This window comes from Rhodococcus sp. BH5 (assembly GCF_027583855.1).
Classification (GTDB): domain Bacteria; phylum Actinomycetota; class Actinomycetes; order Mycobacteriales; family Mycobacteriaceae; genus Rhodococcus_F; species Rhodococcus_F qingshengii.
The window spans coordinates 268402-292605 of the sequence record NZ_JAJHVW010000007.1; the positions used below are offsets into that span (position 1 = coordinate 268402).

Consider the following 24204-nt stretch of genomic DNA (forward strand, 5'->3'; position numbering starts at 1 on the left):
CGCCCCGTGCGCCTTTTTGGTTGCAGTAACTACCAAAAAGGCGCACAGGGGCCGAAGGCCCTAGGTCCAGACCGTATCGATATCCGTCGCCTCACGCGCCGGCGCAGCAGGCGTCGTGGTGGGCGTACGCGAGAAGCGCGGTGCGGGAGCATGCTGGGTGACGCCGTCCAGTTCGATGAGCGAACCGCGAGCCGCGATGTGTTCGTTGGACGGAGCCTCGGCGAAAGTCAGGACAGGGGAGACGCAGGCGTCGGTGCCGAGGAAGATCTTGGCCCACTCGTCGCGAGTCTTGGACAGGAACTTTTCGGTGAAGAGCTTCTTCATGTCGTCCCACTTGGACGTGTCCATCTGGTGAGGGAGCGTCGCGGGATCGAGTTCGAGGCCCTCGAGCAGCAATGCGTAGAACTGGGGTTCGATGGATCCGACGGCCATGTACTTGCCGTCGGAGGTCTCGTAGGTGTCGTAGAACGGAGCGCCGGTGTCGAGGAGATTGACGCCGCGCTCGTCGGACCAGACGCCGCGACCGCGGAATGCCCACATCATGTGGGAGAGCGCGAGGGTTCCGTCAACCATTGCCGCGTCGACGACCTGGCCCTTACCGGACGTCGAGCGCTCGACGAGAGCCGACAGAATGCCGAAGATCAGGAACATGGAACCGCCGCCGAAATCGCCGACCATGTTGAGCGGCGGGACGGGACGTTCACCCTTGCGTCCGATGGCGTTGAGGACACCGGTCAGTGAGATGTAGTTGATGTCGTGACCGGCGGCGTTGGCGAGCGGTCCTTCCTGTCCCCAGCCCGTCATACGGGCGTAGACGAGGCGCGGATTGCGCTCCGAGACCACGTCGGGTCCGAGTCCCATGCGTTCCATGACGCCGGGGCGGAAACCCTCTATGAGGACGTCGGCGCGGCCCAGGAGATCGAGCACTTTCGCGACGTCGGCCGGGTCCTTCAGGTTGGCCTCGACGATGCGGCGGCCGCGCTTGATCTGGTCGGTTGCGTTCGAGTCTTGCGGAATCTGCCCTGCGCGCTGCACGATGACGATGTCGGCGCCCATGTCCGCCAACAGTGTCGCGGCGTGCGGGCCCGGTCCCAATCCAGCGAATTCCACGATCCGAATGCCCGCGAGCGGGCCCTTCTTCTCCACAGCTTCTGCAGACACACGCACTCCCAATTCAGACGGTGACAACACTTCTGACCCGACGGTAACGTGTCGAATCGATCAGGTGTGCTCCGGGGCACTGTGTCCACCGAGGGAGGCGCCGATCACTAGACGGCGGCACCCTCGAACTGAGCGTTGTAGAGACGGAAGTACGCGCCCGCCGCTGCGATGAGTTCGTCGTGTGTGCCCTGCTCGACGATCTTGCCCGACTCCATCACGACGATCAGATCGGCGTTACGGATGGTGGAGAGCCGGTGCGCGATGATGAAGCTGGTCCGCCCGACGCGCAACGCGGACATTGCTTGCTGCACAAGCTGTTCCGTACGTGTGTCGACTGAGCTGGTCGCCTCGTCGAGAATCAGCAGCGACGGCTCCGACAGGAATGCTCGGGCAATCGTGATGAGCTGCTTCTCGCCGGAGCTGATGTTCGACGCCTCCTCGTCCAGCACGGTGTCGTAACCGTCCGGGAGCGTGTGGATGAAGCGGTCGACGAAGGCAGCGCGTGCGGCTTCGTGAATCTCGTATTCGCTGGCGTCGAGTCGGCCGTATGCGATGTTGTCGCGGATCGTGCCGCCGAAGAGCCAGGTGTCCTGCAGAACCATGCCGACGTGCTTGCGCAAGTCGGAGCGGCGCATCTGCGAGATGTCGACGTCGTCGAGAGTGATTCGGCCGGAGTCGACTTCGTAGAAGCGCATGAGCAGGTTGACCAAGGTGGTCTTGCCGGCACCGGTGGGCCCGACGATGGCGACCATCTGCCCGGGCCGGGCCGTGAGGTACACGTTCTCGATCAACGGCTTGTCCGGCTCGTACCGGAACGAGACGTTCTCGAACTCGATGTGACCGACGTTGCGATGACGTCCGGCGGGCTCGGGGAGAAGCGGCACGTCGATGTCGGGCGACTGCTCGGGTTCGTCGAGAAGCTCGAAGACCCGCTCCGCCGACGCGGCTCCGGACTGCAGGCTCGTCGACATGGACGCGATCTGCGTCAGTGGCTGGCTGAACTGGCGCGAATAGACGATGAAGGCCTGAACGTCACCGAGTGACATGTTGCCGCTGGCGACCTTGAGAGCGCCGACCACAGCGAGCAGCACGTAGGTGATGTTTCCGACGAAGTTCATGACCGGCATGATCAGGCTGGAGAGGAACTGTGCGCCGAAGGACGCGTCGAGGAGCTTCTTGTTCTGCTCGGCGAATTCACGCTCGGCTTCGGCCTGATGCCCGTACACGCGTACCAGGTCGCGACCGCTGTAGTTCTCCTCGATCTGCGCGTTGATCTTGCCCGTCTCGGTCCACTGAGCCTTGTACAACACCTGTGCTCGCTTGGCGACCCTGGCAACGAGGAGCACCGATACCGGCACCGCGATCAGTGCGATCAGGGCGAGCATCGGAGAGATGACGAACATCATCGTCAGGACGCCGAGGACGGTGAGCACCGACGTCAGGAGCGAGGTCAACGTCGACGACAGCGTCGACGAGATGTTGTCGATGTCGTTGGTGACACGGCTGAGGATCTCGCCGCGCGGTGTCTTGTCGAAATACGGAAGGGGGAGACGGTGAAGCTTCGCCTCCACCGAGGCACGCAGGTTGTAGATGGTCTTCTGGACGATGATGTTGAGGAGGAATGCTTCCAACCAGGCAAGCAGCGACGAGAGCAAGTACACGCCGATCGCGAGCATGACGACCTTGCCGATGGCGTCGAAGTTCAGACCCACACCGGGAACGACGTCGGTCGAGTTGGCGACAAGATCGGCGAACGTCGAATTCCCTGATGCCCGGATGGCGTCTGCGGCCTGCTCGCGGGTCAGTCCGGCGGGCAGGCTCTTGCCGATGAACCCGGCGAAGATGAGGTCTGTCGCGTGACCGAGGATTTTCGGCACTGCGACGGAGAGTGCGATGCTGGCGATCGTCGCAACGACGACACAGAAGACCGCAAACTTGTGCGGCTGCAGAAGCGAGAGAAGCCGCTTCATCGTCGCCTTGAAGTGGCGAGGTTTGGTGTCCGTCGCGGTCAGCGCGGGCTTCGGCTCTTTGTCGGGGGTCTCGGGGTTACTCGACTTCGCATCCCCGTCCGCGGATTCAGGTTCGCTCGGAATCTTGGCGAACACCACCGTCGGGGCATCGTCGAAGTACTGGCTGTTGGGGCCGCCCCATGTCGGGTCCTGCGGGCTGGTCATGCGCTCATCTCCGCGGGAATCTGGGAAGCCACGATCTCTTGGTACGTCGGACAGTTGGCCACAAGGAACTGATGGTCGCCGAGGCCGACCGGCGCACCGTCTTCGAGGACCATGATCTGGTCGGCATCGATGATGGATGCGACGCGCTGAGCCACGATGATGACCGTCGAATGAGTCGAAACCGTCCGGAGTTCGCGTCGGACCGCGGCGTCCGTATGCATGTCGAGAGCGGAGAACGAATCGTCGAAGACGAAGATCCGGGGTCTGCGGACCACCGCTCTGGCGATGGCGAGACGTTGTTTCTGTCCGCCCGAGAGATTGCCGCCGCCCTGCGCGATCGGTGACTCGAGACCGTCGGACAGCTCCCGGACGAAGTCGTCTGCCTGGGCGATGGTGAGGGCTGCCCAGATGTCGTCGTCGGTGGCGGTCGGGTTTCCGTAGCGGATATTGCTCGCGATCGTGCCGGCGAACAGATAGGCCTTCTGGGGCACGTATCCGAAGTTGGCGAAGAGTTCGTCCTGATCCCAGCCACGGACGTCCAAGCCGTCGACCAAGACGGCGCCGGCCGTGACGTCGAACAGTCGGGGGATGAGTGAGACGAGGGTCGATTTGCCACTACCGGTACTGCCGACGATCGCGGTGACCGTTCCTGGCATGCATCGCATCGAGACATTCGACAGGACCGGCGTTTCAGCTCCCGGATACGTGAATCCGGCTCCACCGAACTCGACAACGCCGTAGGGGCTGGTCGGGCGAAGGGGCTGGGCCGGCGCGGGCACGGTCGGCTCGGTGTCGAGTACTTCGGTGATGCGGTCGGCACACACGGCCGCGCGGGGGATCACGACGGCCAACATGGTCGCCATGACCACGGACATCAGGATCTGCATGACGTAGGCGAGGAAGGCGCTGATCTGGCCGATCTGCATGTCTCCGGTATCGACCAGATGCGCGCCGAACCACAGCACCGCGACGCTCGACAGGTTGGCGATCAACATGACGGTGGGCAGCAGAACCGCCTGGTACCGGCCGATGAGGAGCGAAGTGTCGGTCAGTTCCTTGTTGGCCTTGTCGAAGCGGATCGTTTCGTCGGGTTCGCGAACGAAGGCGCGAATGACACGCATACCGGTGAGCTGTTCGCGCAGTGATCGATTGATGTTGTCGATCCGCGTCTGCATCGTCCGGAAATGCGGGATCAGCTTGGCCACCACGACCGAGACGGTGATGCCGAGCAGTGGTACCGAAATCGTCAGGAGCCAGGACATCTGCAGGTTCTCGCGCAGAGCCATGATGATGCCGCCGATGCACATAAGTGGGGCGCTGACGAGCATCGAGGACGTCAGCATGACCAGGGCCTGGATCTGCAGGACGTCGTTGGTGTTGCGTGTGATCAGCGTCGGCGCACCGAAACTGTTGAATTCGCGATCCGAGAAACTGCCGACTGCCTTGTAAAAGGCGCCTCGAACGTCGTGGCCGAAGCCCATCGACGATTTTGCAGCCAGATAGGTCGATGCGACCGACGCGATGATCGACGCAAGCGAGACCAGGAGCATGATCCCGCCGGTGGACATGATGAATCCGGTGTCGCCTCGGGCGACGCCGTCGTCGATGATCCGCGCGTTGAGTGTGGGGAGGACCAACGACGCGATGGCCCCGAAGAGTTGCAGTGCGAGGACCCCGGCAAGCAACCAGCGGTACGGCGGCAGGTACGTCTTGAGGAGTTTTGCTAGCACGACGGTTCCCGGTGAGTTGCCTCGGTTGCCGCTCGTTCGCGATTGATCACACGCACACGGTATGACAGATCGCGGTCGAGGTTGGCACCGACTCTGACGATTGCATCCTTTTGTCCTAATTGACTGTGATCTCGAACACACTCGAATTCGAGATTGGATTCAGGTCACAGCACCTGAACTGCAGGTTTACATATTCATCCAATGTGTCACGTTTTCGATTGGACAGAAACAAACTGGACGTACGTATTTAGCTTGGCTACAAAGACGTGCAGCGAACAAAACGTGCGCCGCGTCATAGATATTCATGCAAGGAGTCACATATGGGATCCCTCGGAAACCTCCTCAAGGCCAACGGTATGGGCTGGGGCATTCTCCAGCTTCTGCCCCTCGTCAACATGCTCAAAACCCTTCAGGGGCTGGACACCGCGAGCTCGAACTCCTGACGTTCGACCTCGAGAAATCTTCCGAAACAACACAGGAGTAGTCGCATGACCTCGATTCAGAATCTCGACGCCTTCCTCAAGAGCGTTCTTGCATTCGTGACCAAGTTGAACGCGGGATCGGCAGACGGCTCGGGTTCGGCCGGTTCGGCCGCCGAGTAGTTCTCGGTCCTCACTTCATCTCAACTGCATTCCGACAAAAGGAGGCCCGACATGGGTTCATTCGAAGACTTCAGCGGCGTCGTCAAGACGTTCATTCCGGTGCTCAAGGACCTGTTCACGGCACTCGGTGGTGGCTCTCTCACCCCTGGGACGGGATCGGCGGCCGATAAGTAAGTCCAGTTTGTCCGAAAGTGTGGCTCGCAGTTGTCTGCGGGTCACACTTTTCGGCTTTTCACTGTGAGCGAAATCACATTATGGGACATTCTAGAGGGTGAATTTGCGCTTTGAACTGCAATTATCCGTAAAGGTGTGATCGAAAGTCCGCATTGATAGCTATTAGGTAGCTAGACAAGTGTGCAAAGCCGGTCTATAAATGCAGGCAGCGCCAAGTAAGTGCGCTACATCACAGCTCGGGATGTTGTTCGGGGGGCGGTTCAGCCATCCGTGCGGCAGAAGTTCCCGAACCATCTCGGCCACCGCCTGCGGCCGGAATGGCGCTGGAACATCACACCACCTCACATACAGGAGAACCTCCTATGTTCGGATCACTCAGCACCCTCGGACCCCTGCTCACCGCGCTCGGAGCTTTCCTCAAGTCCGTTCCCACCGAATCGCTGTCCGGCAAGGGCGAGGGCTCGTCCACCGGTTCACTCTCGGGTCTGTCCAGCGGATCCGCCGAGTAGTCATCCCTTCCGGCAGGTCCATTCGGCTCTGCCGATCGGATTGCATGCAGGTGCCCTCTGTCCACTGTCGTGGCCGGAGGGCACTCGCGTTTGCGGAGATGGTCGCAGCTGCCGTTTTGGCATGTGAACACAGAACTGCGAGTGGCAGCACCTGCGTACGATGGTTCGACGACATCGGCATACGGTCACCGCGACGTCCGGTGCTCCCGAATTCAGAGGTAGCCGACCGCGAGGTGACGCATGGTAGGGACGAGTCGCTTTCTGCGCCTTCTCCTAGTGCTGGCCGTCGTACTTGCGGCATCGTTGATCGGCATCCTCACGCGCCCACCAGGTTTGCTCGCGACATTCTGGTGCGCCAACGCCATTCTGCTGGGAATGATGGTCAGATGGCCGGTCCTGATCGAATGGCGGACGTGGATCGCCGCGGCCGTCGGATACGTCTGCGCTGACCTGATTACGGGCAACTCGCTGTCGCTTGCCCTGCAGCTGAACGGGGCCAACCTCGCCGGAGTGACGCTCGGTGTTCTCGTTCTGTACTACTTGAAGCGCACACCGTTCCGATTGGTCGATTCGCAGTCGCTGGTATGGATGGTCTTCGTCTCGTTCGTGGCGGCGACTGGTACCGCGGCCACGGCCGGCGCCTTGGACCGGCTCTTACGCGGTCAGTCCTTTGCCGACACGTTTTTCCACTGGGGTGCCACCGAGGTCATGGCGTACCTGCTGGTCCTTCCTCTCATTCTCACTCTCACCATCCCGTCGAGCCTTGCCGAGTTCCGCAGGAAACTGACCGCCAGAACTGTCGCCGCTCTGAGCGTTCCGCTACTCGCCACTGCAGCCTGCGTGCCGATCGCCCTCAGTATCGAAGGGCCGATTGCGCTGGTCTTGCCGATTCCAGCTCTCCTCTGGTGTGCCACTCGCATCTCGGTTCCGAGCACTGCCTTCGTTTCAGTGGTCTGGTCGGTGTGGTCACTCATGATGGCGGGTAGCGGTCGACTCGACATCGGAGATCAAGCCGCCTCGACGTGGAACGAGGACGTCATCACATCCATAGCGGTCACACTGATCGCGTTGGGGCCGATAGCGGTTGCCTGTGCGACCGAGGAACGCCGTGCTGCCGAGCGTGAGCTCTTCCTTGCCGTCGAATTCGACCATCTGACCGGGGTCCTCTCGCGCGGTGCGTTCCTCGGCCACGCGGAAGCGGAACTTGCCGACGCGGCTCGCACACAATCTCCGGTCGGCCTGCTGATGCTCGACCTGGACCACTTCAAGAGCATCAACGACACGCATGGACATATGACCGGTGACAGCGTTCTCGCGAACTTCGCCGAGCGGGCCGCTGACCGATTGTCGGACGGCGATCTGATCGGAAGGCTCGGCGGCGAGGAGTTCGCCGTTCTGCTTCCGGACTGCAGCTACGCGCGAGCAATCGATGTCGCCGAGGCGGTCCGCGGCGCGCAAGTCGAGTACTCGGCCGTATCAGATGTGACGAGCACCGTCAGCGTCGGCGTCGCGTGGGTCGATCATGCGACGCCGGCGCTGTCGACCCTCATGAGCGTCGCAGACGAGGCTCTGTACGACGCCAAGCGTGCTGGGCGCAACCTCGTGAAAGTGCACCGCGTCGGCAACGACACCGTGCCGCAACGGAATTCCGAGCCGGACACTGCCACCCGCACCTATCGCAAACCTGCGCTACCCCGAACGATCCGGCGAGGATTTGGCCGCGAAGGTGTGGTGGACGGCCGATAACCGCGCTGACCTGCATCGGGATTGGCATATAGTCGCACCCATGCAGCTTGATTCGACGCCTTCGCCCCTGCCGACGCTTCCGCTCCGATTCGGAACCCCACTGACCGAGAACTCCATCCGCGTGATGATGTTGGGATCAGGCGAGTTGGGTAAGGAAGTTGTCATCGCGCTGCAGCGTCTGGGCGTCGAAGTGATTGCGGTGGATCGGTATCCCGATGCCCCTGGGCACCAGGTGGCTCATCGTGCTCATACCGTCGACATGACCGATCCGGAAGCACTGCTTGCCGTCATCGAGTTGGAAAAGCCTCACTTCGTGGTTCCCGAGATCGAGGCGATCGCGACGGATGCGCTTGCACTCGTCGAAGAACGCGGGGGTGCGGTGGTCATTCCGACCGCCCGAGCCACCCAGCTCACGATGAACCGTGAGGGAATCCGTCGGCTCGCGGCCGAGGAGTTGGGCCTGCCCACTTCGCCGTACGCTTTCGCGGACTCGCTTGCCGAAGTGCAGGCAGCGACAGACCGAATCGGTTTCCCGTGCGTCATCAAGCCAGTCATGTCCTCGTCGGGGAAGGGACAGTCGACGGTTCGATCCGCCGAAGATCTCGACGCCGCATGGGATTACGCGATGGCCGGAGGTCGTGTGAATCACGGCCGGGTGATCGTCGAAGGCTTTGTCGATTTCGATTACGAGATAACGCAATTGACAGTTCGAGCCGTCGGTGAGAGCGGTCAGGTCGAGACGTCGTTCTGCGAACCGATCGGGCACCTGCAGGAGGCCGGAGACTACATCGAATCGTGGCAGCCGCAGCAGATGTCCGCGGTTGCCCTCGCCTCGGCCCGAGACGTCGCCGAGAAGGTGACCACGGCTCTGGGCGGGCGAGGCATCTTCGGCGTCGAGCTATTCGTGAAGGGCGACGACGTCTTCTTCTCCGAAGTGAGCCCACGGCCGCACGACACCGGATTGGTGACTCTGCGGACGCAGCGACTTTCGGAGTTCGAACTGCATGCCCGCGCGATCCTGGGCTTGCCGGTCGACACGACGCTCACGTCTCCGGGAGCATCGGCAGTGATCTACGGCGGAGTGGAGGCAAAGGGGATCGGATTCGACGGCGTCGCCGAGGCGCTCGCGGTTCCCGAGACGGACCTGCGGCTCTTCGGCAAGCCGGAGAGCTTCACGCGTCGTCGCATGGGTGTTGCAGTGTCGACGGCCGCCGATGTGCCTACTGCACGCGACCGTGCTCGCGAGGCTGCGTCGAAGGTGCGTCCCGTCGGATGAGTCCAGCGGCCGAGGTCCTCGTCGGGCTGGTCATCCTGGTCGGTCTGATCGGTGTCGTCGTTCCGATTCTCCCGGGGACGCTTCTCGTTTTCGGTGCAATTCTGGTGTGGGCGATCATGACCGGTGGTGCCACGGCGTGGACGGTGTTCGCGCTGTCCGCGCTGGCACTGGTGGTCACCGGGATCGTGAAGTACACGTGGCCGGGCAAGCGGATGAAGTCCGGGGGAGTGCCCAACCTGTCGGTGGTGGTCGGCGGCGTCGTCGGCATCATCGGGTTCTTCGTGATTCCGGTCGTGGGGTTGTTCCTCGGATTCATCGTTGGAACGTATTTCGCGGAACTAGCGCGGCTGCGCCGTTACGACATCGCTTGGTCGTCGACGCTTCACGCGGTGAAGGCAGTCGGATTGTCCATGCTGGTGGAACTGTTCGGAGCGCTGATCGCGGCGGGGCTGTGGCTGGGAGCCGTTGCGTTCACCTGAGCGCAGCGGTACCAGGAGCGGGCGTTGTCGCACATGACCGCGGGCAGGTCGTCGCCGACAGCGTCGGCGATCACGTCCAGGTCGTGGACCTCGAACGCTCGACGTGCCCGTGTACCGGGTAGATCGGTGCCGAACATCAGCGCAGCGGGATTGACCGCGTGGATCTGGCGCAGCACATCGCTGACGTCGGAGATGGTGGTGCGGCCGAACCCGGTGGCTTTGACGCGCACTCCGCGGTCGACGAGGTTGAGGAGATACGGCAGTCCGCGGGTGGACATTCCCAAATGGTCGATGCTCACCGCGGGCAATTTGGCGAAGACCGGTTCCAACGACAGCAACAGCGTGGCATCGACGTAGAACTCGGCGTGCCAGCCGACCAGATCGAAAGCGCGGTTGGCGAGATCGGCGAGCAGACGCAGGTCGGTGGCGCCGCGGCGCAGGTTGAACCGGACGGCACGTACTCCCAGTGCGTCCAGAGCAACGATGTCTTCATCCGTCGCATCGAGCGGCAAAGCAGTGACGCCCACCCAGCCTTCACCGAGTTCGGACAAGGCAGCTTTCAGGTATTCCTGGTCATTGCCCTGGTACGACGCGGTCACCACCGCGCCGCCGTCAACGCTGAGGCCCTTCAGCGAGGCAATCCGGGCCCGGTAATCGGCCACGGTGAAGGGCTCAGGCAGGTACCCGTGATTCTCGACCAGCGGGAAGCGCGGGTCGATGATATGCACATGGGCGTCAAACACGGGGTCTATTTTGCCCTGTTGCCCTGGGTCCCTGCACACACCACCGGCCCGATGTGACCTGGGTCGCGTCGGGCCGGTGGAGGGCTTCTGTTCAGTTACTTCCGCGCACTCAGTTCGCGCGGTCGGGCTCGGATGCCTTCAGCATGTCGTGACGCTCGACGACCTTGATGCGCTCACGGCCCTCGGGCTCGCCCAGGCTGCGCTCGTGCGCGTCGAGGCGGTACCAGCCCTGCCAGGTCGTGTACGGAACCTGCTTGCCTTCGAGGAACTCGATGACTGCGTTCTCGTCGGGGTTCGCGGCGCCCGCGAAGTCGACGGAATCCTCGAGAAGATTCGCGACGGTTTCGTTGGCGTCACCCTTGGTGTGGCCGATGAGGCCGACGGGGCCGCGCTTGATCCAGCCGGTGACGTAGGTGGCCGGCATGAACCGGGCTGCGCCCTCGGCGTTGTCGTCGGCGACGACGCGTCCGGCGTCGTTGGGGACGGTGCCGGCCTGGTCGTCGAACGGCAACTGCGTGATGTTCTGCGAGAGGTAACCGACGGCGCGGTACACGGCCTGGACATCCCAGTCCTTGTACGTGCCGGTGCCCTTGACGTTGCCGGTGCCGTCGAGCTGAGTGCGCTCGGTGCGCAGGCCGACGACTTTACCGTCTTCACCGAGGATCTCCGTGGGAGATTCGAAGAAGTGCAGGAACAGCTTGTGAGGACGGGCTCCGACGTCGCGAATTGCCCAGTCCTGCAGCGTATTCGCAACCATGTCGACCTGCTTGGAGTTGCGGCGAGCCTGCTCGGAACCCTCGTCGTAGTCGATGTCCTCGGGGTCGACGATGACCTCGATGGTCGGCGAGTGGTCGAGTTCGCGCAGTTCGAGAGGGGTGAACTTGGCCTGGGCCGGGCCGCGGCGTCCGAAGACGTGAACCTCGACGGCCTTGTTGTTCTTGAGGCCCTCGTAGACGTTGGCGGGGATCTCGGTCGGCAGCAGTTCGTCGCCGGTCTTGGCGAGAACGCGGGCGATGTCGAGGGCAACGTTGCCGACGCCGAGGACGGCGACCTTCTCGGCTTCGAGCGGCCACGTACGCGGTACGTCGGGGTGGCCGTCGTACCAGGAGACGAAGTCGGCCGCGCCGTAGCTGCCGTCGAGTTCGATGCCCGGGATGCCGAGCGCACGGTCGGCGTTGGCGCCGGTGGAGAAGATGACCGCGTCGTAGAACGACTGCAGGTCGTCGAGGGTGATGTCGGTGCCGTAGTCGATGTTGCCGAGCAGGCGTACCTGAGGCTTGTCGAGCACCTTGTGCAGGGCGGTGATGATGCCCTTGATGCGCGGATGATCAGGCGCGACGCCGTAACGAATCAGGCCGAAGGGCGCGGGCATGCGCTCGAAGAGGTCGATGCTGACGCCGCGGCCGGAAACTGCGGTGTCGGATTTCATGAGGGCGTCGGCGGCGTAGATGCCGGCGGGGCCGGCGCCGACGATCGCGACCCGGAGTGGGCGGTTGGAGTCAGTCATCGTGAGGACAGCTACCTTCTTCGAAGTTCGGACAACATATCGACAAGTATCCAATTTAGCCGAACCTAAGCACAGTGCCTCGGTTGCGGCCGAACGGATCCACACTCTCACTCGATCGGTTGTGGGTAAACCTATTCTTTCCTCCCATTCTCCTGTTGTCTCGGGTATCCGGGGTAGGGGCCTGATCCTTGACGGGCCACAATTTCAAGTTGTGGGGGACTATTGGCGTTATGAGTGACGAGCTGCGCGAATCCGACAACATCGATGGCAAGAAGGCGTCTGCGGGGCCGTTCCTCTTGGCTGTCGCCATCGTCGCCTTGATCCTGGGTGGAATCTTCGTCGCATCGTGGATCTCGCCGGCCGAGGAGAACGTCACCGAGTCGGACCGCGTGAGCCGCTCCGTCACCGACTACGTCGATGCCGAGAATCGGAATGACGCGGAGACGATCAAGACCCTGACCTGCGCGAGCTTCAATTCGAGCAACGGTCCGATGGCCGGCGTCGACGGGACGGTCGAGCTGAAGGGTGTGGACGGGGTCGCGGTCAACGGCGATCGCGCCCGGGCCGACGTGACGATCACCGGTGGCGGAGCGGGCGAGCGAGTCTCGACCTGGGCCCTGACCCGTGACGGCAACCGTTGGGTCGTCTGCAACTGACGGCCCGCTCAGGCGCTCACGGCAGTCTTGTGAAAACATGGACTACGTGAGTTACGCAGGCGATCTGACGCCGGAGCAAGCCTGGGAGCTGCTCCGCGAAAACCCCGACGCCGTGCTGGTCGACGTGCGGACCGATGCGGAGTGGAAGTACGTCGGTGTCCCCGATGTGTCCTCCCTCGGCAAGCAGGCCGCACTGATCGAATGGGTGAGCCACCCGACCGGCGCGCGCAATGACAACTTCGTCGACCAGTTGAAGGAAGCCGGCATCACTGCTGATTCCTCCGGGTCGGAGCGCCCGGTGATTTTCCTGTGTCGATCCGGACAACGTTCCATCGGTGCGGCGGAAGCTGCGACTGCGGCGGGCATCGGCCCGTCGTACAACGTGCTCGACGGGTTCGAAGGCGCATTGGGTGCCGACGGACATCGCGGACTTGTAGGTTGGCGGGCCATCGGCTTGCCATGGAGGCAGCAGTGAGCGGAATTCCCCAGGGTGGCGCATTTCAACGAGCGCTGCCGGACGACGTCGGTCTCGGCACTCTCGGAGTTCGCGGCGGACTGATGCGTACCGGGTTCGAGGAGACTTCCGAAGCGCTGTTCCTCAACTCCGGATTCGTCTACGAGAGTGCAGAAGCCGCCGAACAAGCCTTCACCGGCGAGGTGGATCATTTTGTCTACTCCCGCTACGGCAACCCGACCGTCAAGATGTTCGAAGAGCGTCTGCGTCTCATCGAAGGCGCGGAAGCCTGCTTTGCGACTGCCAGCGGAATGTCGGCAGTCTTCACGGCGTTGGGCGCACTGTTGGCCAACGGCGACCGATTGGTGGCTGCGCGCAGCCTCTTCGGATCCTGCTTCGTCGTGTGCAACGAGATTCTTCCGCGCTGGGGAGTCGAGGTCGTCTTCGTCGACGGTGAAGACAACGCGCAGTGGGAAGAGGCGCTGTCCGTGCCTACCACGGCAGTGTTCTTCGAGACGCCGTCCAACCCGATGCAATCTCTCGTCGACGTTCGACGGGTGTCGGAGCTTGCTCATGCAGCCGGTGCAAAGGTAGTGCTGGACAACGTCTTCGCGACGCCGCTTCTGCAGCGCAGCCTCGATCTGGGTGCCGACGTCGTGGTGTACTCCGGCACCAAGCACATCGACGGTCAGGGCCGCGTGCTCGGTGGCGCGATTCTCGGTACCGAGGAATACATCAGCGGTCCCGTTCGAGAACTGATGCGGCACACCGGTCCTGCGCTCAGCCCGTTCAATGCGTGGACTCTGCTCAAGGGCCTGGAGACGATGCCGGTCCGTATTCGGCACTCCGTGGCTTCGGCACTCGAGATCGCCGAATTCCTCGAAGGACACTCCGGCGTCAAGTGGGTCAAGTATCCGTACCTGACGTCGCATCCGCAGCACGAGCTCGCGAAGTCTCAGATGAGCGGCGGCGGAACGGTTGTCACGTTCGAGCTCGATGCGCCTGACGGAGAGGGCAAGAAGCGGGCGTTCGAGGTTCTCAACGGCCTGCGCGTCATCGACATCTCCAACAACTTGGGAGATTCCAAGTCGTTGATCACTCACCCCGCCACGACAACGCACCGGGCCATGGGTCCGGAAGGCCGTGCAGCAGTGGGTCTTACAGACGGCGTTGTCCGACTGTCCGTCGGGCTCGAAGACACGGCTGATCTGTTGGCTGATCTGAAGCGAGCACTCGGCTGAATCGCTGGAGCGCCTTGCCTCGAACTTCCGACGGCAAGGCGTTCTACGGTGCGGGCGTGAGACCCAGTTGTTTGACGTCGATCGTCAACGCCGTCGTATTCAGTGTGAGACCTGAGCTTGTCGTGTCGGTGGGGTAGATCGTGAACAACACCTGCGCCGTCAGATTGGTGTTGTTCAGGGCCGACGTGACCGCGATGAGGTTCGGCGTCGGTGCTGTGCTGTCGTACAGCAGATTGTTGCTCTGATCCGTGACGTACGTGCGAAGGTCGATGTTGGCGGCCGCGAGCCCGCCGCTCAACTTGGTCTTGTCGACTGTCACGTTCGCTTTCAGACGTGGGCCGGTGGCCATCACCTTCGAATCGCAGAAATATGTGTAGTTGAATCCGGGCTTGAGCCGGTAGGTAGTGATGTCCGGGATATATACGAGTGGATTCGGATTGGTGGGCGCGTTGACGTAGACCTGCGAATACCAACCCCCGCCGCTCGTGGTCACGCATGCTCCCAGATCCAGGGTCCCGGACTGGACAGCGGCGCTTGTCAGGGTCGCACTGTCGGTCCACTTCGCCAATGTGCCCGAACCGCCGAGCAATACGGCTCCGGCCGCGGCAACTGCCATGGCAGCTTTCGTTGTCTTTCTCATCACGGCACCAGCGCCTTGATCTCGTCCGGAAGTTCGCTCGGGGCAGGAGATTCGGCCCAGACTCCCGTTGACGTGTCGATGACGGTGACGCCGCCAGTGGTGATCACATACAACTGATCGGTTCCGGTGAGCCAATGCAGGACAGCGTCGCTGTCAACGGGACCTCGATATACCTCAGCGCCCGATGAATTCGACACGGACACAACCGTTCCGCTGGCAGTCGAGAGCTTCTGGGCGCTGAGACCGGTCGTGGTCGCCGGGGCGTCGACGGGAACCTCGCTCGGGGTGGTCGTAGTTGGTGGCACCGTTGTCGTTGTCGTTGTCGTTGTCGTTGTAGCGGTCGTCGTCTGGGGCGCCGTAGTTGTAGCCGGTGACGAGGTGGTTGTCGACGGTGCAGTTGTGCTGGTGGTTGTCACAGCCGGCGCCAATGTCGTGGTGGGCGTGGTGGATGAGGCGGTCGTGGAAGTGACGGCCGTAGTAGGAGTGCTCGGAGCGTCTGCCGCCAGTGCCGGCGCTGCCGATCGACTGAGAGCAGATGTCCCGCTGATCGGACCGCCACACGAGTAGAGCAGGCCGACGAGAATGCTGAATTGGTAGCCGGAGTACGACGGCGTGACCGACGTGCCGCTCAGTCCATGGATTTCGATGTTGTAGGTGCCGACGATGAGCGGGAACGCGACTGTTGTACCGCCCGAGCCGTATCTCATGGAGCCTGTAGTAGACGTTGCGGTGTAGTCATTCGATCCCAACAAGGATCCGTTGCTATCGCGGGCAATGAGACGGTATGAGCTTCCGACAGTCGCGGGCCAGGTGATTGTCACCGCGACCGGAACAACGAGCGCAAAATTCACCGCGCAACTGGCTGCGCTTGGAGACGTGGGAAAGGTTGCAGCAGTGCCGAACTGAATGCTTGTTGCCGTGGCTGTGTCGGTGTACCCCGCCTTGGTACCACCGATCTGGGACACACCGACCACCGTGAGACCGACCGTAGCCAAGGCGACGATGGCCTTGAGGGCATGGGAGTCGCCGCGTATGTCCTGACGATCCCGCTGAGGTTCCTCCGCGTCGGAAGCCTCACGTCGACGGAACGCGATGTACAGGAGCCCGCCGACGGCAATCGCACCAAGCACAAGCCCACTCGGTCCGGACAGCCAGACGGCCACGTATCCGAGGCGGTTGATGCTGAAGAAGACGCGATCGGCTTCGGTGATGACGTAGGGATCGGGATCGGCGATCGGATTTGCATCACCACGCAGTTGTGCGACGGCAAGGTTGTTGCCCTGCTGATCTATTGATTCCACACGATGGGTGATGCGCGTGCCTTGGCTGTCGGAGACGCTGACGATGTCACCGACTTGAATTTCTGAAGCAGGCACTGTTCGCGCAAATGCCAGTGCCCCGGTGTTGATCGCGGGAGACATCGATCCACTCTTGAAGATCAGCGGTGAGATGCCGAAGGCCAATCCGGCTATGAAGAGGGCAATGCAAGCAAATCCTGCGAGCGCGCCGAGCGTGAGCAGAATTTCCTGAATCCGACGTGGCGTCGAGGCTTTCGGTGACATCTTCGTGTGTCGGGACATTGCCATCACACCTTTGCCGTGAAGGTCAGGACGATGTTCGACGTGCTGTTCGTCGGCGGTGTCGGTGTTGTCGGAAGCTGTACCGAGACACATAAATTCTCGGTAGCCCCGACCGCCAGTGGGCGGTCGGGGCTACCGATGGCTTGATTCGCGGTGAGTGTCAGCGCGAGCGAGGACACGACGTTGGCGCCGTCAGTGCACTTGTTGGCAACAGTTCCGTTGGAGGAAACCGTCATTCGTAGAGAGGTCGTCAACGCACCACTACTCGTAGACGTGATCGTGTACTTCAGCGGGACAGTTGTCCCGGTGCCCAGGTTGTTGACCTTGATCAGAGCGGTATTCGAATCGCCGGGAATCATTCCGGACTTGCCAAGCTCACTGAAATTCAGAGACCTGGTCAGAATGGGCTGGGCAATGCTGTTCAACTGCAGATTGATGGACCCGGTCGTGATGTTGCCCGAGGTTGCCGTGGCGGAAGACGTCCAGGCCGCGAGTGTAGTGACACCGCCGACACCCAGTACCATCCCCAAAGCGAGCAGCGCGCGAAAGCGCGTGCTGGTCAACAGGTGACGAATCCGGTGAGCCGGACGGTCAGGGCGCGAGGGCATCGTTCTGGCCTTTCTCGATCTGGGCGGAGTCTGCGGGCGCGAAAGGTGCAGGGTCAGGAGCCAATCGGGCTCGAGCTCGCTCCTTCCGGCCGTCACGGATGCCGCTGATCATCATGTACGACGCGTACAGCAGTAGAGCGGTCACTACGATCACCACGATCACGGTGCGCTGCTCTCCCGTCAGCCAGGTGTTCACGTAACCGAGATAAGGCAGGCTGTACCAGACCTTTCCCCGGATCTGTACTGGCCGTACTTCTTTCTCGTCAGGCTCACCGTTTGCGTCACCCTGGGTGATGAAAGTTCTTTCACCCTTCTGGTTTTCGCTGGTTGCAATGATTCGGTGCGTGACGACGGTCGGCTGACCGGATTCCAGTTGGTACGTAATAGGTGTACCGATCCCCAGTTCGGACGGATCGACAGGTTTGACGACTACCAGTGATCCAGGGTTGTACGTCGGGCGCATCGAACCGGTCAGAATCGTGAAGCGCTGTGCTCCGGCAAAGAAGGGAACGACAATGGTTGCGACGATGACTGCCGAAATTGCCAGCAGCAGTGTCCAGCTGACAATCGAGGTGACCCACCACAGAGGGCCGGTACGTTCACCGCGTTTGGTCGAGTGTTTTGTCATACCGGACCTGCCTGGAACGTGAAGGTGGCCTTGTTCGTTTGACCGGAGACCGCACCAGAGTCCACCGCGAGCCGCAGACACAAGACGTAGGTGCCGCCAGGCACGAGCGGATCCGGCATGTACGCCGGTGAAACCGGGTGCTGCAGCGACGCGGTCATCGGTGCTGACAGCAGGGATGGAACCGCAGGAGCTGCCGTGTTCACGCCGGTCGGGCAGGCGCCTTCGTTGTCGACGCCGTACGTGGTCAACGTGAATCCCGGAAGTGGCGTGGTCGTCGACTGCATTCGCCACCGCAGAGGATCAGCCCCCGAATTCTTGACGGTGAGCGGTGCTTGCACCGTGTTTCCCGGGACAACGGGCGTCGCGGCCGTCGTCAAGTTCGCCAGGGTGTACGCCGCACTGGTTCCGGCAGTTGTACCAACCGTGAGGTTGACGCTGGCGGCTGTTGCCGTACCGCCATTCGCGCTCGCCGAATCGGACCACAGCGCGAGCGACTGCTGCGACGATGCGAACACCGCTACAGCAGCCACCGCGACTGCGATCGCTCCCCAGACCTTTTTCCTCATGAAATTACGGGGCCGGTGTCAGTGCTGTCTGAGTGACGACCAACTTCATCGCCGACAAGTTCAGCGACTGGTTCTGCGCGACCTGATTGGCCACCTCGTTGAAGTTCAGCCGGACTCCGACGTGGACGATCGTTCCGTTCTGGGCTTTGGTGATCTGCGAAATCGGGTTGCCGCCAGTGTCCTTGATTGTCGTCACGGGCACGACAGCAGCGGCAAGCTCGGCGCTGTTCGCACCCGGAACGATTCCGGCCGTATCAGCGGTCAGAACAGCCGCGAGACGATCGCCCACTGCGGTCACAGTGACGTCGCAGGTGTATTCGATGCTCTCGGTGGTGACTATTCGGTAAGCCGAGATGTTGGTGATCGCGGTCTTCGTCGGGTTGAGGGAGTTCCACCCGCCACCGACCGGTGCGCAAGAGCTCAGGTCGAGGGCGCCGGACGTGACGGGCCCGCCGCCACTGACGTCGGCCGAATCGCTCCAGACTGCGAGCGAGCCGGCACCGCCGAGGAGGAGGGCACCGGCCGCCGCAGCAGCGATCGCACCCTTGGTCTGCTTCTTCATGAAAATCTCATTTCATGTCTGGGACCCGAAATGGGGCCATTCAGACATGAGTATCAGACACGGCAAACGATTCGTTACCACTTTTCGAAAAATCAATTTTACGACTGGAGTCCAACTGTCACTCGGTGTCGAAATGATCTTTGACCTGCGTCTAACTACTCGTTTGTAAGTTTGGTGCGAATAAAACCGTTGGTTTGTTCAGTTGGACAAAGCGGACGAGTCGGAACCTGGCAAATCTGCTGTTTTTTACCAGTTAATTACCGAGTTTCGGTTTTGTTTTGCAATTTGAATCAATTGTTTGTGTTGCTACGAAATGGATCGGTTGTTGTTCCCACAAGATCGGCGACCGACTCGAGGACGATGGTCGGGCGGTAGGGATAGAGCTCTACCGACGCGCGGGTCGAGATCCCGGTCATCACCAGAATCGTCTGCAGTCCGGCTTCGAGGCCACAGACGATGTCGGTGTCCATGCGGTCGCCGATCATCAACGTATTGGCGGAATGAGCGCCGATGGACCGCAGGGCTGAGCGCATCATCAAGGCGTTGGGCTTGCCGACGTAGTAGGGATCGCGTCCGGTTGCCTTGGTGATGAGTGCCGCGACAGAGCCGGTGGCCGGCAGCGAGCCGTCTCGCGACGGTCCAGTGGCGTCCGGGTTGGTGGCGATGAACCGTGATCCACGCTCGACCAGGCGAATGGCGGTGGTGATTGCCTCGAAGGAGTACGTTCGCGTCTCGCCGAGTACGACGTAGTCGGGGTCGCTGTCCGTCAGCACGTAACCGATGTCGTGCAGGGCAGTGGTCAGGCCCGATTCGCCGACCACGTAGGCGCTGCCGCCTGGCCGCTGGTTGGCCAGGAACGTCGCGGTTGCGAGCGCTGACGTCCAGATCGACTTCTCCGGGATGTCGAGTCCCGAATTGAGCAGGCGTGCTCGCAGGTCACGCGGGGTGCGGATGGAGTTGTTGGTGAGCACCATGTACGGGATGTCGTTCGACGCCAGCTCTGCCAGGAACGTGTCCGCTCCAGGTATCAAGTGCTCCTCGTGGACGAGAACCCCGTCCATGTCCATGAGGTAGGTCCAACCGGTCTGATCTTCTGTACTGGTCATTACTCCAGTATGTGCGGGTGGCGCCCGATGTGGGCGGTCAAGCGAGAAGGCGCCACAGTCCGATCAGGCCGACGACGACAATCGTGTAGCGCAATGCAGTGGGGGACAGGCGCCGTCCGTAGCGGGCGCCGAGGACGCCACCACCGAGTGAGCCGACGGCGATCAAACCGGCTGCTGCCCAATTGATCTGATCGAATGCCAGAGTGATGTACATCCCTGCTGCAACGATGTTGACGAGCAGCGACAGCAGGTTCTTCGCGCCGTTCATGCGCTGGAGGGTTTCCGGGAGGATGGCACCCATCACACCGATGAGAAGGATGCCCTGCGCGGCAGTGAAGTACCCGCCGTAGATGCCGACTGCAAAAGTGCCGGCGGTCAGGAGCATCAGCCTCTTGGTGGACAGCGTCGTTTCTTCGGTGGAACGCTTCTTGGCCCACGCCTGGATGCGTGGTTGGAGGAGGACGAGCACGAGAGCGAGGACCAGCAGCACCGGAACGATGGTCTCGAACAGTTTCTCGGGTAGATGCATGAGCAACCACGAACCGAGTAGTGCCCCGGCGAGTGACGCCGGAATCTGCCACTTCAGTCGGTCCCACTGTCCGGACAGCTCACGTCGGTAGCCCCAGGTACCCGAAACTCCGCCGGCGACGAGCCCGACCGCGTTGGACATGGTTGCGGTCACGGGCGGCATGCCGAAGGCGACCAGGGTGGGAAACGTGATCAGCGTTCCACTGCCGACCACGGCGTTGATCGCGCCCGCGCCGATACCGGCCAACAAGATGAAGAAAGCGTCGAGTCCACTCACTCCGCAGACGGTACGGCAGAGGAAAAGTCAGTCCGGACGGCGGTCCCGGTCTTCATTCGAACGCTCCATTCAACACGCCGAACGCGGCTGCGGACACCGTTGGAATCAATGCGATTTCAACATCGTGGACCCTTCATTTCCCTTGCAGTGCAGGGAAATACAACATTTGACGACTCGACATTTCGCGTCTAGTCTTTGCTCACCATCCAGAGCGACCGAGAGACCTGGCTCGTCGACGTCGCAGCAACCCCCCGAGTGATCGGGAGCGGGTGCTACCGCCAGGACCGATGGAAGGCATCACATGGGTACCACTTCGCACGCTGCGCACAAGCGACGTCACATCGATCTGTGCCGCACCGCTTCGTGTCACTGTCGCTGACCGAACTCTCGTCGTCTTCGCAACTCGAGCACACCAACTCGAGGACACAGCTGCGTTCCCATTTCCCCGAAAGGTCTATTCGTGATGTCCACTCCGTCAGGTAGCGCGCCGTGAGCGCGCCCACCGATGTCCGCCCCGAAAAGTCGGTGTCCGAGTCGCAACTACCCGACTCGGAGCTTGTCGTCGCTCGCACCTGGCACCCGCTGCGCTGGGTGATCAGTGCGGTCGTGCTGGTCCTGCTTGCTCAGTTCATCCACGGACTCGTCGTCAACCCCGGCTGGGACTGGCCGACGTTCGCGCAGTACTTCACCGCGAAATCAGTGCTCGCCGCGTTGTGGATGACGATCAAACTGACCTTGTGGGGGACGATCCTCGGTTTCGGTCTCGGTGTCTTCCTGGCGCTCGGTCGGTTGTCGAAGAATCCGGTCCTGCAGGTGATCGCCTGGACCTACATCTGGGCCTTCCGCTCGATTCCACTCATCGTGCAGCTGCTCTTCTGGTTCAACATCACATACCTGTACCAGACGCTTTCTCTCGGAATACCTTTCGGTCCCGAGTTCTTCACCTTCCAGGTCAGCGGTGTGATCGGCGGATTCACCGCAGCAGTCATCGGTTTGGCGCTGCACCAGGCTGCATACTCGGCCGAGATCATTCGCTCCGGAATCATCTCGGTGGATCACGGTCAGATCGAAGCTGCTCACTCGCTCGGCATTCCGCGCAGTCGCCAGTTCTTCAAGATCGTTCTCCCGCAGGCAATGCGGGCGATCCTCCCCAACGCCGCCAACGAGGTCATCGGACTCTTCAAGGGAACGTCGATCGTCTCCACCATGGCAATCGCCGAACTGTTCTACCAGGTGCAGGTCATCTTCGGACGCAACGGACGAGTCGTGCCCCTGCTGATGGTCGCCACGATCTGGTACATCATCCTCACGACGTTGCTCTCGATCGGTCAGTACTACGTGGAGCGCCACTATGCACGAGGATCCGCCCGTGCTCTTCCGTTGACTCCGGTACAGAAGGCGCGCAAGAAGTTCGAAGAGATTCGCGATGCGCGTCTCGATATTCCGAGAGGTGCGACCCGATGACCGCAGAACTGGCCGAAGAGACGGTGTATGCCGTCGAAGCGCGCGGAATTCACAAGTCCTTCGGCACGCTGGAAGTACTTGCCGGCGTTGATCTCCTGGTCCGCAAGGGCGAAGTGACCGTCATTCTCGGTCCGTCGGGTTCCGGTAAGTCCACCTTGCTGCGAACCCTCAATCACCTCGAAAAAGTCGACCGCGGGACCGTACGGATCGACGGAGAGCTGATCGGATACCGGCGCAAGGGAAATCGACTCCACGAACTGCGTGACCGCGAGATCCTGAAACAGCGTTCGCACATCGGATTCGTGTTCCAGAACTTCAACCTGTTTCCGCACCTGACCGCGTTGGAAAACGTGGTGGAAGCGCCGCTCTCGGCCCAGAAGCGTGATCGTGACGAGGTGTACCGCGAGGCCCGCGCACTGCTCGAGCGAGTGGGAGTGGGGGACAAGGCGGACGAGTATCCCCGCCAACTCTCCGGTGGCCAGCAACAGCGCGTCGCGATAGCGCGAGCGCTGGCACTGCGGCCGGCGGTCATTCTCTTCGACGAGCCGACGTCGGCGCTCGACCCGGAACTGGTGGGCGAGGTTCTCGAAGTCCTGGCTCAGCTGGCCCGTGACGGCGCCACCTTGGTGATCGTCACACACGAGGTCGGATTTGCTCGGGAAGTGGCGGACACTGCGGTCTTCATGGACGGCGGCGTCATCGTCGAACAGGGCCCGCCTTCGCAGGTGATCGACAATCCGGTCCACGAACGGACCAAAGCCTTTCTCTCCCGCGTCCTCTGACGCGACCCAGACTCATTCCCGGAAGGAAAAATTGATGTTCTCCACATCCCGTCGCGCGACTTTTCTGATCTCGGCGCTTGCCACCGTCGGATTGCTCAGCGCTGCATGCAGCAGCGCGGACGCCGAGTCCGACGGCGCCCAGGTCACCGCTGCTGCGGGTTACAACCTCACGGCCGATCAGAACCGCATCACCACCGACAAGGTGGATTCAATCGCCGCCGAGCTACCTCAGGACATCCGCGATCGTGGCACGCTGCGCGTCACCGGTAGTGCCGGTTCCGCTCCGCCGCTCCGTTTCTACGCCGACGACGACACCACCCTCATCGGTTCCGAGACCGACTTCGCCTATCTGATCGGTGACGTTCTCGGCTTGAAGGTCGACCTGCAGACAGCAGATTGGGCACAGAACTTCGTCCGGATCGACTCCGGTGAGGCCGACGCCTTCCTCTCCAATGTGACTGTCACAGAGGAGCGTAAGGAGAAGTACGACTTCGCGACCTACCGTCTCGACACCCTCGCCTTCGAAGCCAAGAAGGGTGCCGGAATCTCCATCAAGGAACCCAAGGACGTCGCGGGCAAGAAGATCGCCGTCTCCTCGGGCACCAATCAGGAAGCGCTGCTGGTCAAGTGGAGTGAGCAGAACGTCGCGGCCGGCCTGGCGCCTACCGACATCGCCTACTACCAGAACACCACCGACTACTACCTCCCGCTGCAGTCCGGCCGGATCGACGCCTACTTCGGCCCGAACCCGTCGTCGCAGTTCCACGCCAAGCAGTCGGGGGAGACCGAGGTTGTCGGTGAGTTCTCCGGGGCCGGCGACACCCTGCAGGGGCAGATCGCGGTGCTGGTGAAGAAGGACAACGGCCTGATCAAGGCGATCAACGACGCGATCAACCACACGATCGAGAACGGCACGTACCAGCAGATCCTCGAGCGCTGGAACATCACCAGCGAAGCCGTCGACACGTCCCTGATCAACCCGCCCGGCCTTCCGAAGACCAAGTGAGCTCT

General features: G+C 61.9%; 26 protein-coding genes and 1 riboswitch. Of the genes, 13 read left to right on the forward strand and 13 right to left on the reverse strand.

Annotated features, from left to right (window positions below; all coding sequences use genetic code 11):
* Positions 1-60: 60 nt before the first annotated feature.
* The 3 genes from RhoBH5_RS19730 to RhoBH5_RS19740 all read right to left on the reverse strand — a co-directional run bounded on the left by RhoBH5_RS19730 (position 61) and on the right by RhoBH5_RS19740 (position 5065).
* The gene (locus RhoBH5_RS19730) at positions 61-1161 is read right to left on the reverse strand and encodes a CaiB/BaiF CoA transferase family protein (protein WP_042924245.1); all 1101 of its coding nucleotides are present in this window, start codon (positions 1159-1161) and stop codon (positions 61-63) included.
* 107 nt (positions 1162-1268) lie between these two features.
* Entirely contained in the window at positions 1269-3335 is a 2067-nt protein-coding gene (locus RhoBH5_RS19735) for an ABC transporter ATP-binding protein (protein WP_042924214.1), read from the reverse strand.
* Positions 3332-5065, reverse strand: coding sequence for an ABC transporter ATP-binding protein (locus tag RhoBH5_RS19740; RefSeq protein ID WP_270008706.1), 1734 nt, complete (start codon positions 5063-5065; stop codon positions 3332-3334). The genes RhoBH5_RS19735 and RhoBH5_RS19740 overlap by 4 nt, the downstream gene beginning before the upstream one ends.
* 320 nt (positions 5066-5385) lie before the next feature.
* Between RhoBH5_RS19740 and RhoBH5_RS19745 the strand changes: the two genes are divergently transcribed.
* The 6 genes from RhoBH5_RS19745 to RhoBH5_RS19770 all read left to right on the forward strand — a co-directional run bounded on the left by RhoBH5_RS19745 (position 5386) and on the right by RhoBH5_RS19770 (position 9851).
* Positions 5386-5508, forward strand: a complete 123-nt coding sequence (locus tag RhoBH5_RS19745) for a hypothetical protein (RefSeq protein ID WP_003944443.1) — start codon at positions 5386-5388, stop codon at positions 5506-5508.
* 210 nt (positions 5509-5718) lie between these two features.
* Entirely contained in the window at positions 5719-5841 is a 123-nt protein-coding gene (locus RhoBH5_RS19750; protein ID WP_019749478.1) for a hypothetical protein, read from the forward strand.
* A gap of 362 nt (positions 5842-6203) precedes the next feature.
* Positions 6204-6350: a hypothetical protein gene (locus RhoBH5_RS19755; RefSeq protein ID WP_007726811.1), complete on the forward strand. Its 147-nt coding sequence runs from the start codon at positions 6204-6206 to the stop codon at positions 6348-6350.
* Positions 6351-6590: 240 nt separating this feature from the next.
* Positions 6591-8096 (forward strand): GGDEF domain-containing protein, encoded by a 1506-nt coding sequence (locus RhoBH5_RS19760; RefSeq protein WP_235808468.1) that lies wholly within the window; start codon positions 6591-6593, stop codon positions 8094-8096.
* A gap of 40 nt (positions 8097-8136) precedes the next feature.
* A complete protein-coding gene (purT, locus tag RhoBH5_RS19765) occupies positions 8137-9372 on the forward strand; it encodes a formate-dependent phosphoribosylglycinamide formyltransferase (protein WP_003944342.1) in 1236 nt (411 codons plus the stop codon).
* A complete protein-coding gene (locus RhoBH5_RS19770; RefSeq protein ID WP_042924222.1) occupies positions 9369-9851 on the forward strand; it encodes a DUF456 domain-containing protein in 483 nt (160 codons plus the stop codon). Before purT ends, RhoBH5_RS19770 begins: the two co-directional genes overlap by 4 nt.
* Here RhoBH5_RS19770 and RhoBH5_RS19775 read toward each other — a convergent pair.
* Positions 9755-10594: an amidohydrolase family protein gene (locus RhoBH5_RS19775; protein WP_223304639.1), complete on the reverse strand. Its 840-nt coding sequence runs from the start codon at positions 10592-10594 to the stop codon at positions 9755-9757. The genes RhoBH5_RS19770 and RhoBH5_RS19775 overlap by 97 nt on opposite strands.
* A 109-nt stretch (positions 10595-10703) precedes the next feature.
* Positions 10704-12101: an FAD-dependent oxidoreductase gene (locus RhoBH5_RS19780; RefSeq protein ID WP_003944405.1), complete on the reverse strand. Its 1398-nt coding sequence runs from the start codon at positions 12099-12101 to the stop codon at positions 10704-10706.
* A gap of 230 nt (positions 12102-12331) precedes the next feature.
* On the opposite strand from RhoBH5_RS19780, the gene RhoBH5_RS19785 reads away from it, so the two are divergent.
* The 3 genes from RhoBH5_RS19785 to RhoBH5_RS19795 are packed head-to-tail and all read left to right on the forward strand — an operon-like array spanning position 12332 to position 14452.
* Positions 12332-12757: an Rv0361 family membrane protein gene (locus RhoBH5_RS19785; protein ID WP_007726820.1), complete on the forward strand. Its 426-nt coding sequence runs from the start codon at positions 12332-12334 to the stop codon at positions 12755-12757.
* A 46-nt stretch (positions 12758-12803) separates the two neighbouring features.
* Entirely contained in the window at positions 12804-13232 is a 429-nt protein-coding gene (locus tag RhoBH5_RS19790) for a rhodanese-like domain-containing protein (RefSeq protein WP_007726822.1), read from the forward strand.
* Entirely contained in the window at positions 13229-14452 is a 1224-nt protein-coding gene (locus RhoBH5_RS19795) for an O-succinylhomoserine sulfhydrylase (protein WP_172403504.1), read from the forward strand. The genes RhoBH5_RS19790 and RhoBH5_RS19795 overlap by 4 nt, the downstream gene beginning before the upstream one ends.
* A 43-nt stretch (positions 14453-14495) precedes the next feature.
* Here the strand turns inward: RhoBH5_RS19795 and RhoBH5_RS19800 are convergent, their stop codons facing one another.
* The 8 genes from RhoBH5_RS19800 to RhoBH5_RS19835 all read right to left on the reverse strand — a co-directional run bounded on the left by RhoBH5_RS19800 (position 14496) and on the right by RhoBH5_RS19835 (position 20947).
* Positions 14496-15092, reverse strand: coding sequence for an alternate-type signal peptide domain-containing protein (locus tag RhoBH5_RS19800; RefSeq protein WP_047269470.1), 597 nt, complete (start codon positions 15090-15092; stop codon positions 14496-14498).
* Positions 15092-16672: a signal peptidase I gene (locus RhoBH5_RS19805; protein ID WP_212633981.1), complete on the reverse strand. Its 1581-nt coding sequence runs from the start codon at positions 16670-16672 to the stop codon at positions 15092-15094. The genes RhoBH5_RS19800 and RhoBH5_RS19805 overlap by 1 nt, the downstream gene beginning before the upstream one ends.
* Positions 16673-16677: 5 nt before the next feature.
* On the reverse strand, positions 16678-17280 hold the full coding sequence (locus RhoBH5_RS19810) for a SipW-dependent-type signal peptide-containing protein (RefSeq protein ID WP_082920554.1): 603 nt from the start codon (positions 17278-17280) through the stop codon (positions 16678-16680).
* Positions 17264-17908, reverse strand: coding sequence for a signal peptidase I (locus RhoBH5_RS19815; RefSeq protein ID WP_064443277.1), 645 nt, complete (start codon positions 17906-17908; stop codon positions 17264-17266). Before RhoBH5_RS19815 ends, RhoBH5_RS19810 begins: the two co-directional genes overlap by 17 nt.
* Complete coding sequence (locus RhoBH5_RS19820) at positions 17905-18474, reverse strand: hypothetical protein (RefSeq protein ID WP_212633982.1); 570 nt, start codon at positions 18472-18474, stop codon at positions 17905-17907. The genes RhoBH5_RS19815 and RhoBH5_RS19820 overlap by 4 nt, the downstream gene beginning before the upstream one ends.
* 4 nt (positions 18475-18478) lie before the next feature.
* Entirely contained in the window at positions 18479-19036 is a 558-nt protein-coding gene (locus RhoBH5_RS19825; RefSeq protein WP_047269467.1) for an alternate-type signal peptide domain-containing protein, read from the reverse strand.
* Between the two features lie 290 nt (positions 19037-19326).
* The gene (locus RhoBH5_RS19830) at positions 19327-20142 is read right to left on the reverse strand and encodes an HAD-IIA family hydrolase (protein WP_003944345.1); all 816 of its coding nucleotides are present in this window, start codon (positions 20140-20142) and stop codon (positions 19327-19329) included.
* Between the two features lie 37 nt (positions 20143-20179).
* The gene (locus RhoBH5_RS19835; protein ID WP_234552041.1) at positions 20180-20947 is read right to left on the reverse strand and encodes a sulfite exporter TauE/SafE family protein; all 768 of its coding nucleotides are present in this window, start codon (positions 20945-20947) and stop codon (positions 20180-20182) included.
* Between the two features lie 199 nt (positions 20948-21146).
* Positions 21147-21241: riboswitch (SAM riboswitch) on the forward strand.
* A gap of 7 nt (positions 21242-21248) precedes the next feature.
* Between RhoBH5_RS19835 and RhoBH5_RS32710 the strand changes: the two genes are divergently transcribed.
* The 4 genes from RhoBH5_RS32710 to RhoBH5_RS19850 all read left to right on the forward strand — a co-directional run bounded on the left by RhoBH5_RS32710 (position 21249) and on the right by RhoBH5_RS19850 (position 24199).
* Positions 21249-21326: a putative leader peptide gene (locus RhoBH5_RS32710; protein WP_350318888.1), complete on the forward strand. Its 78-nt coding sequence runs from the start codon at positions 21249-21251 to the stop codon at positions 21324-21326.
* Between the two features lie 110 nt (positions 21327-21436).
* Complete coding sequence (locus tag RhoBH5_RS19840) at positions 21437-22411, forward strand: amino acid ABC transporter permease (RefSeq protein WP_003944440.1); 975 nt, start codon at positions 21437-21439, stop codon at positions 22409-22411.
* Entirely contained in the window at positions 22408-23193 is a 786-nt protein-coding gene (locus tag RhoBH5_RS19845) for an amino acid ABC transporter ATP-binding protein (protein WP_020968833.1), read from the forward strand. Before RhoBH5_RS19840 ends, RhoBH5_RS19845 begins: the two co-directional genes overlap by 4 nt.
* A gap of 34 nt (positions 23194-23227) precedes the next feature.
* Positions 23228-24199, forward strand: a complete 972-nt coding sequence (locus tag RhoBH5_RS19850; RefSeq protein WP_058228026.1) for an ABC transporter substrate-binding protein — start codon at positions 23228-23230, stop codon at positions 24197-24199.
* The last annotated feature ends 5 nt before the right edge of the window (positions 24200-24204 follow it).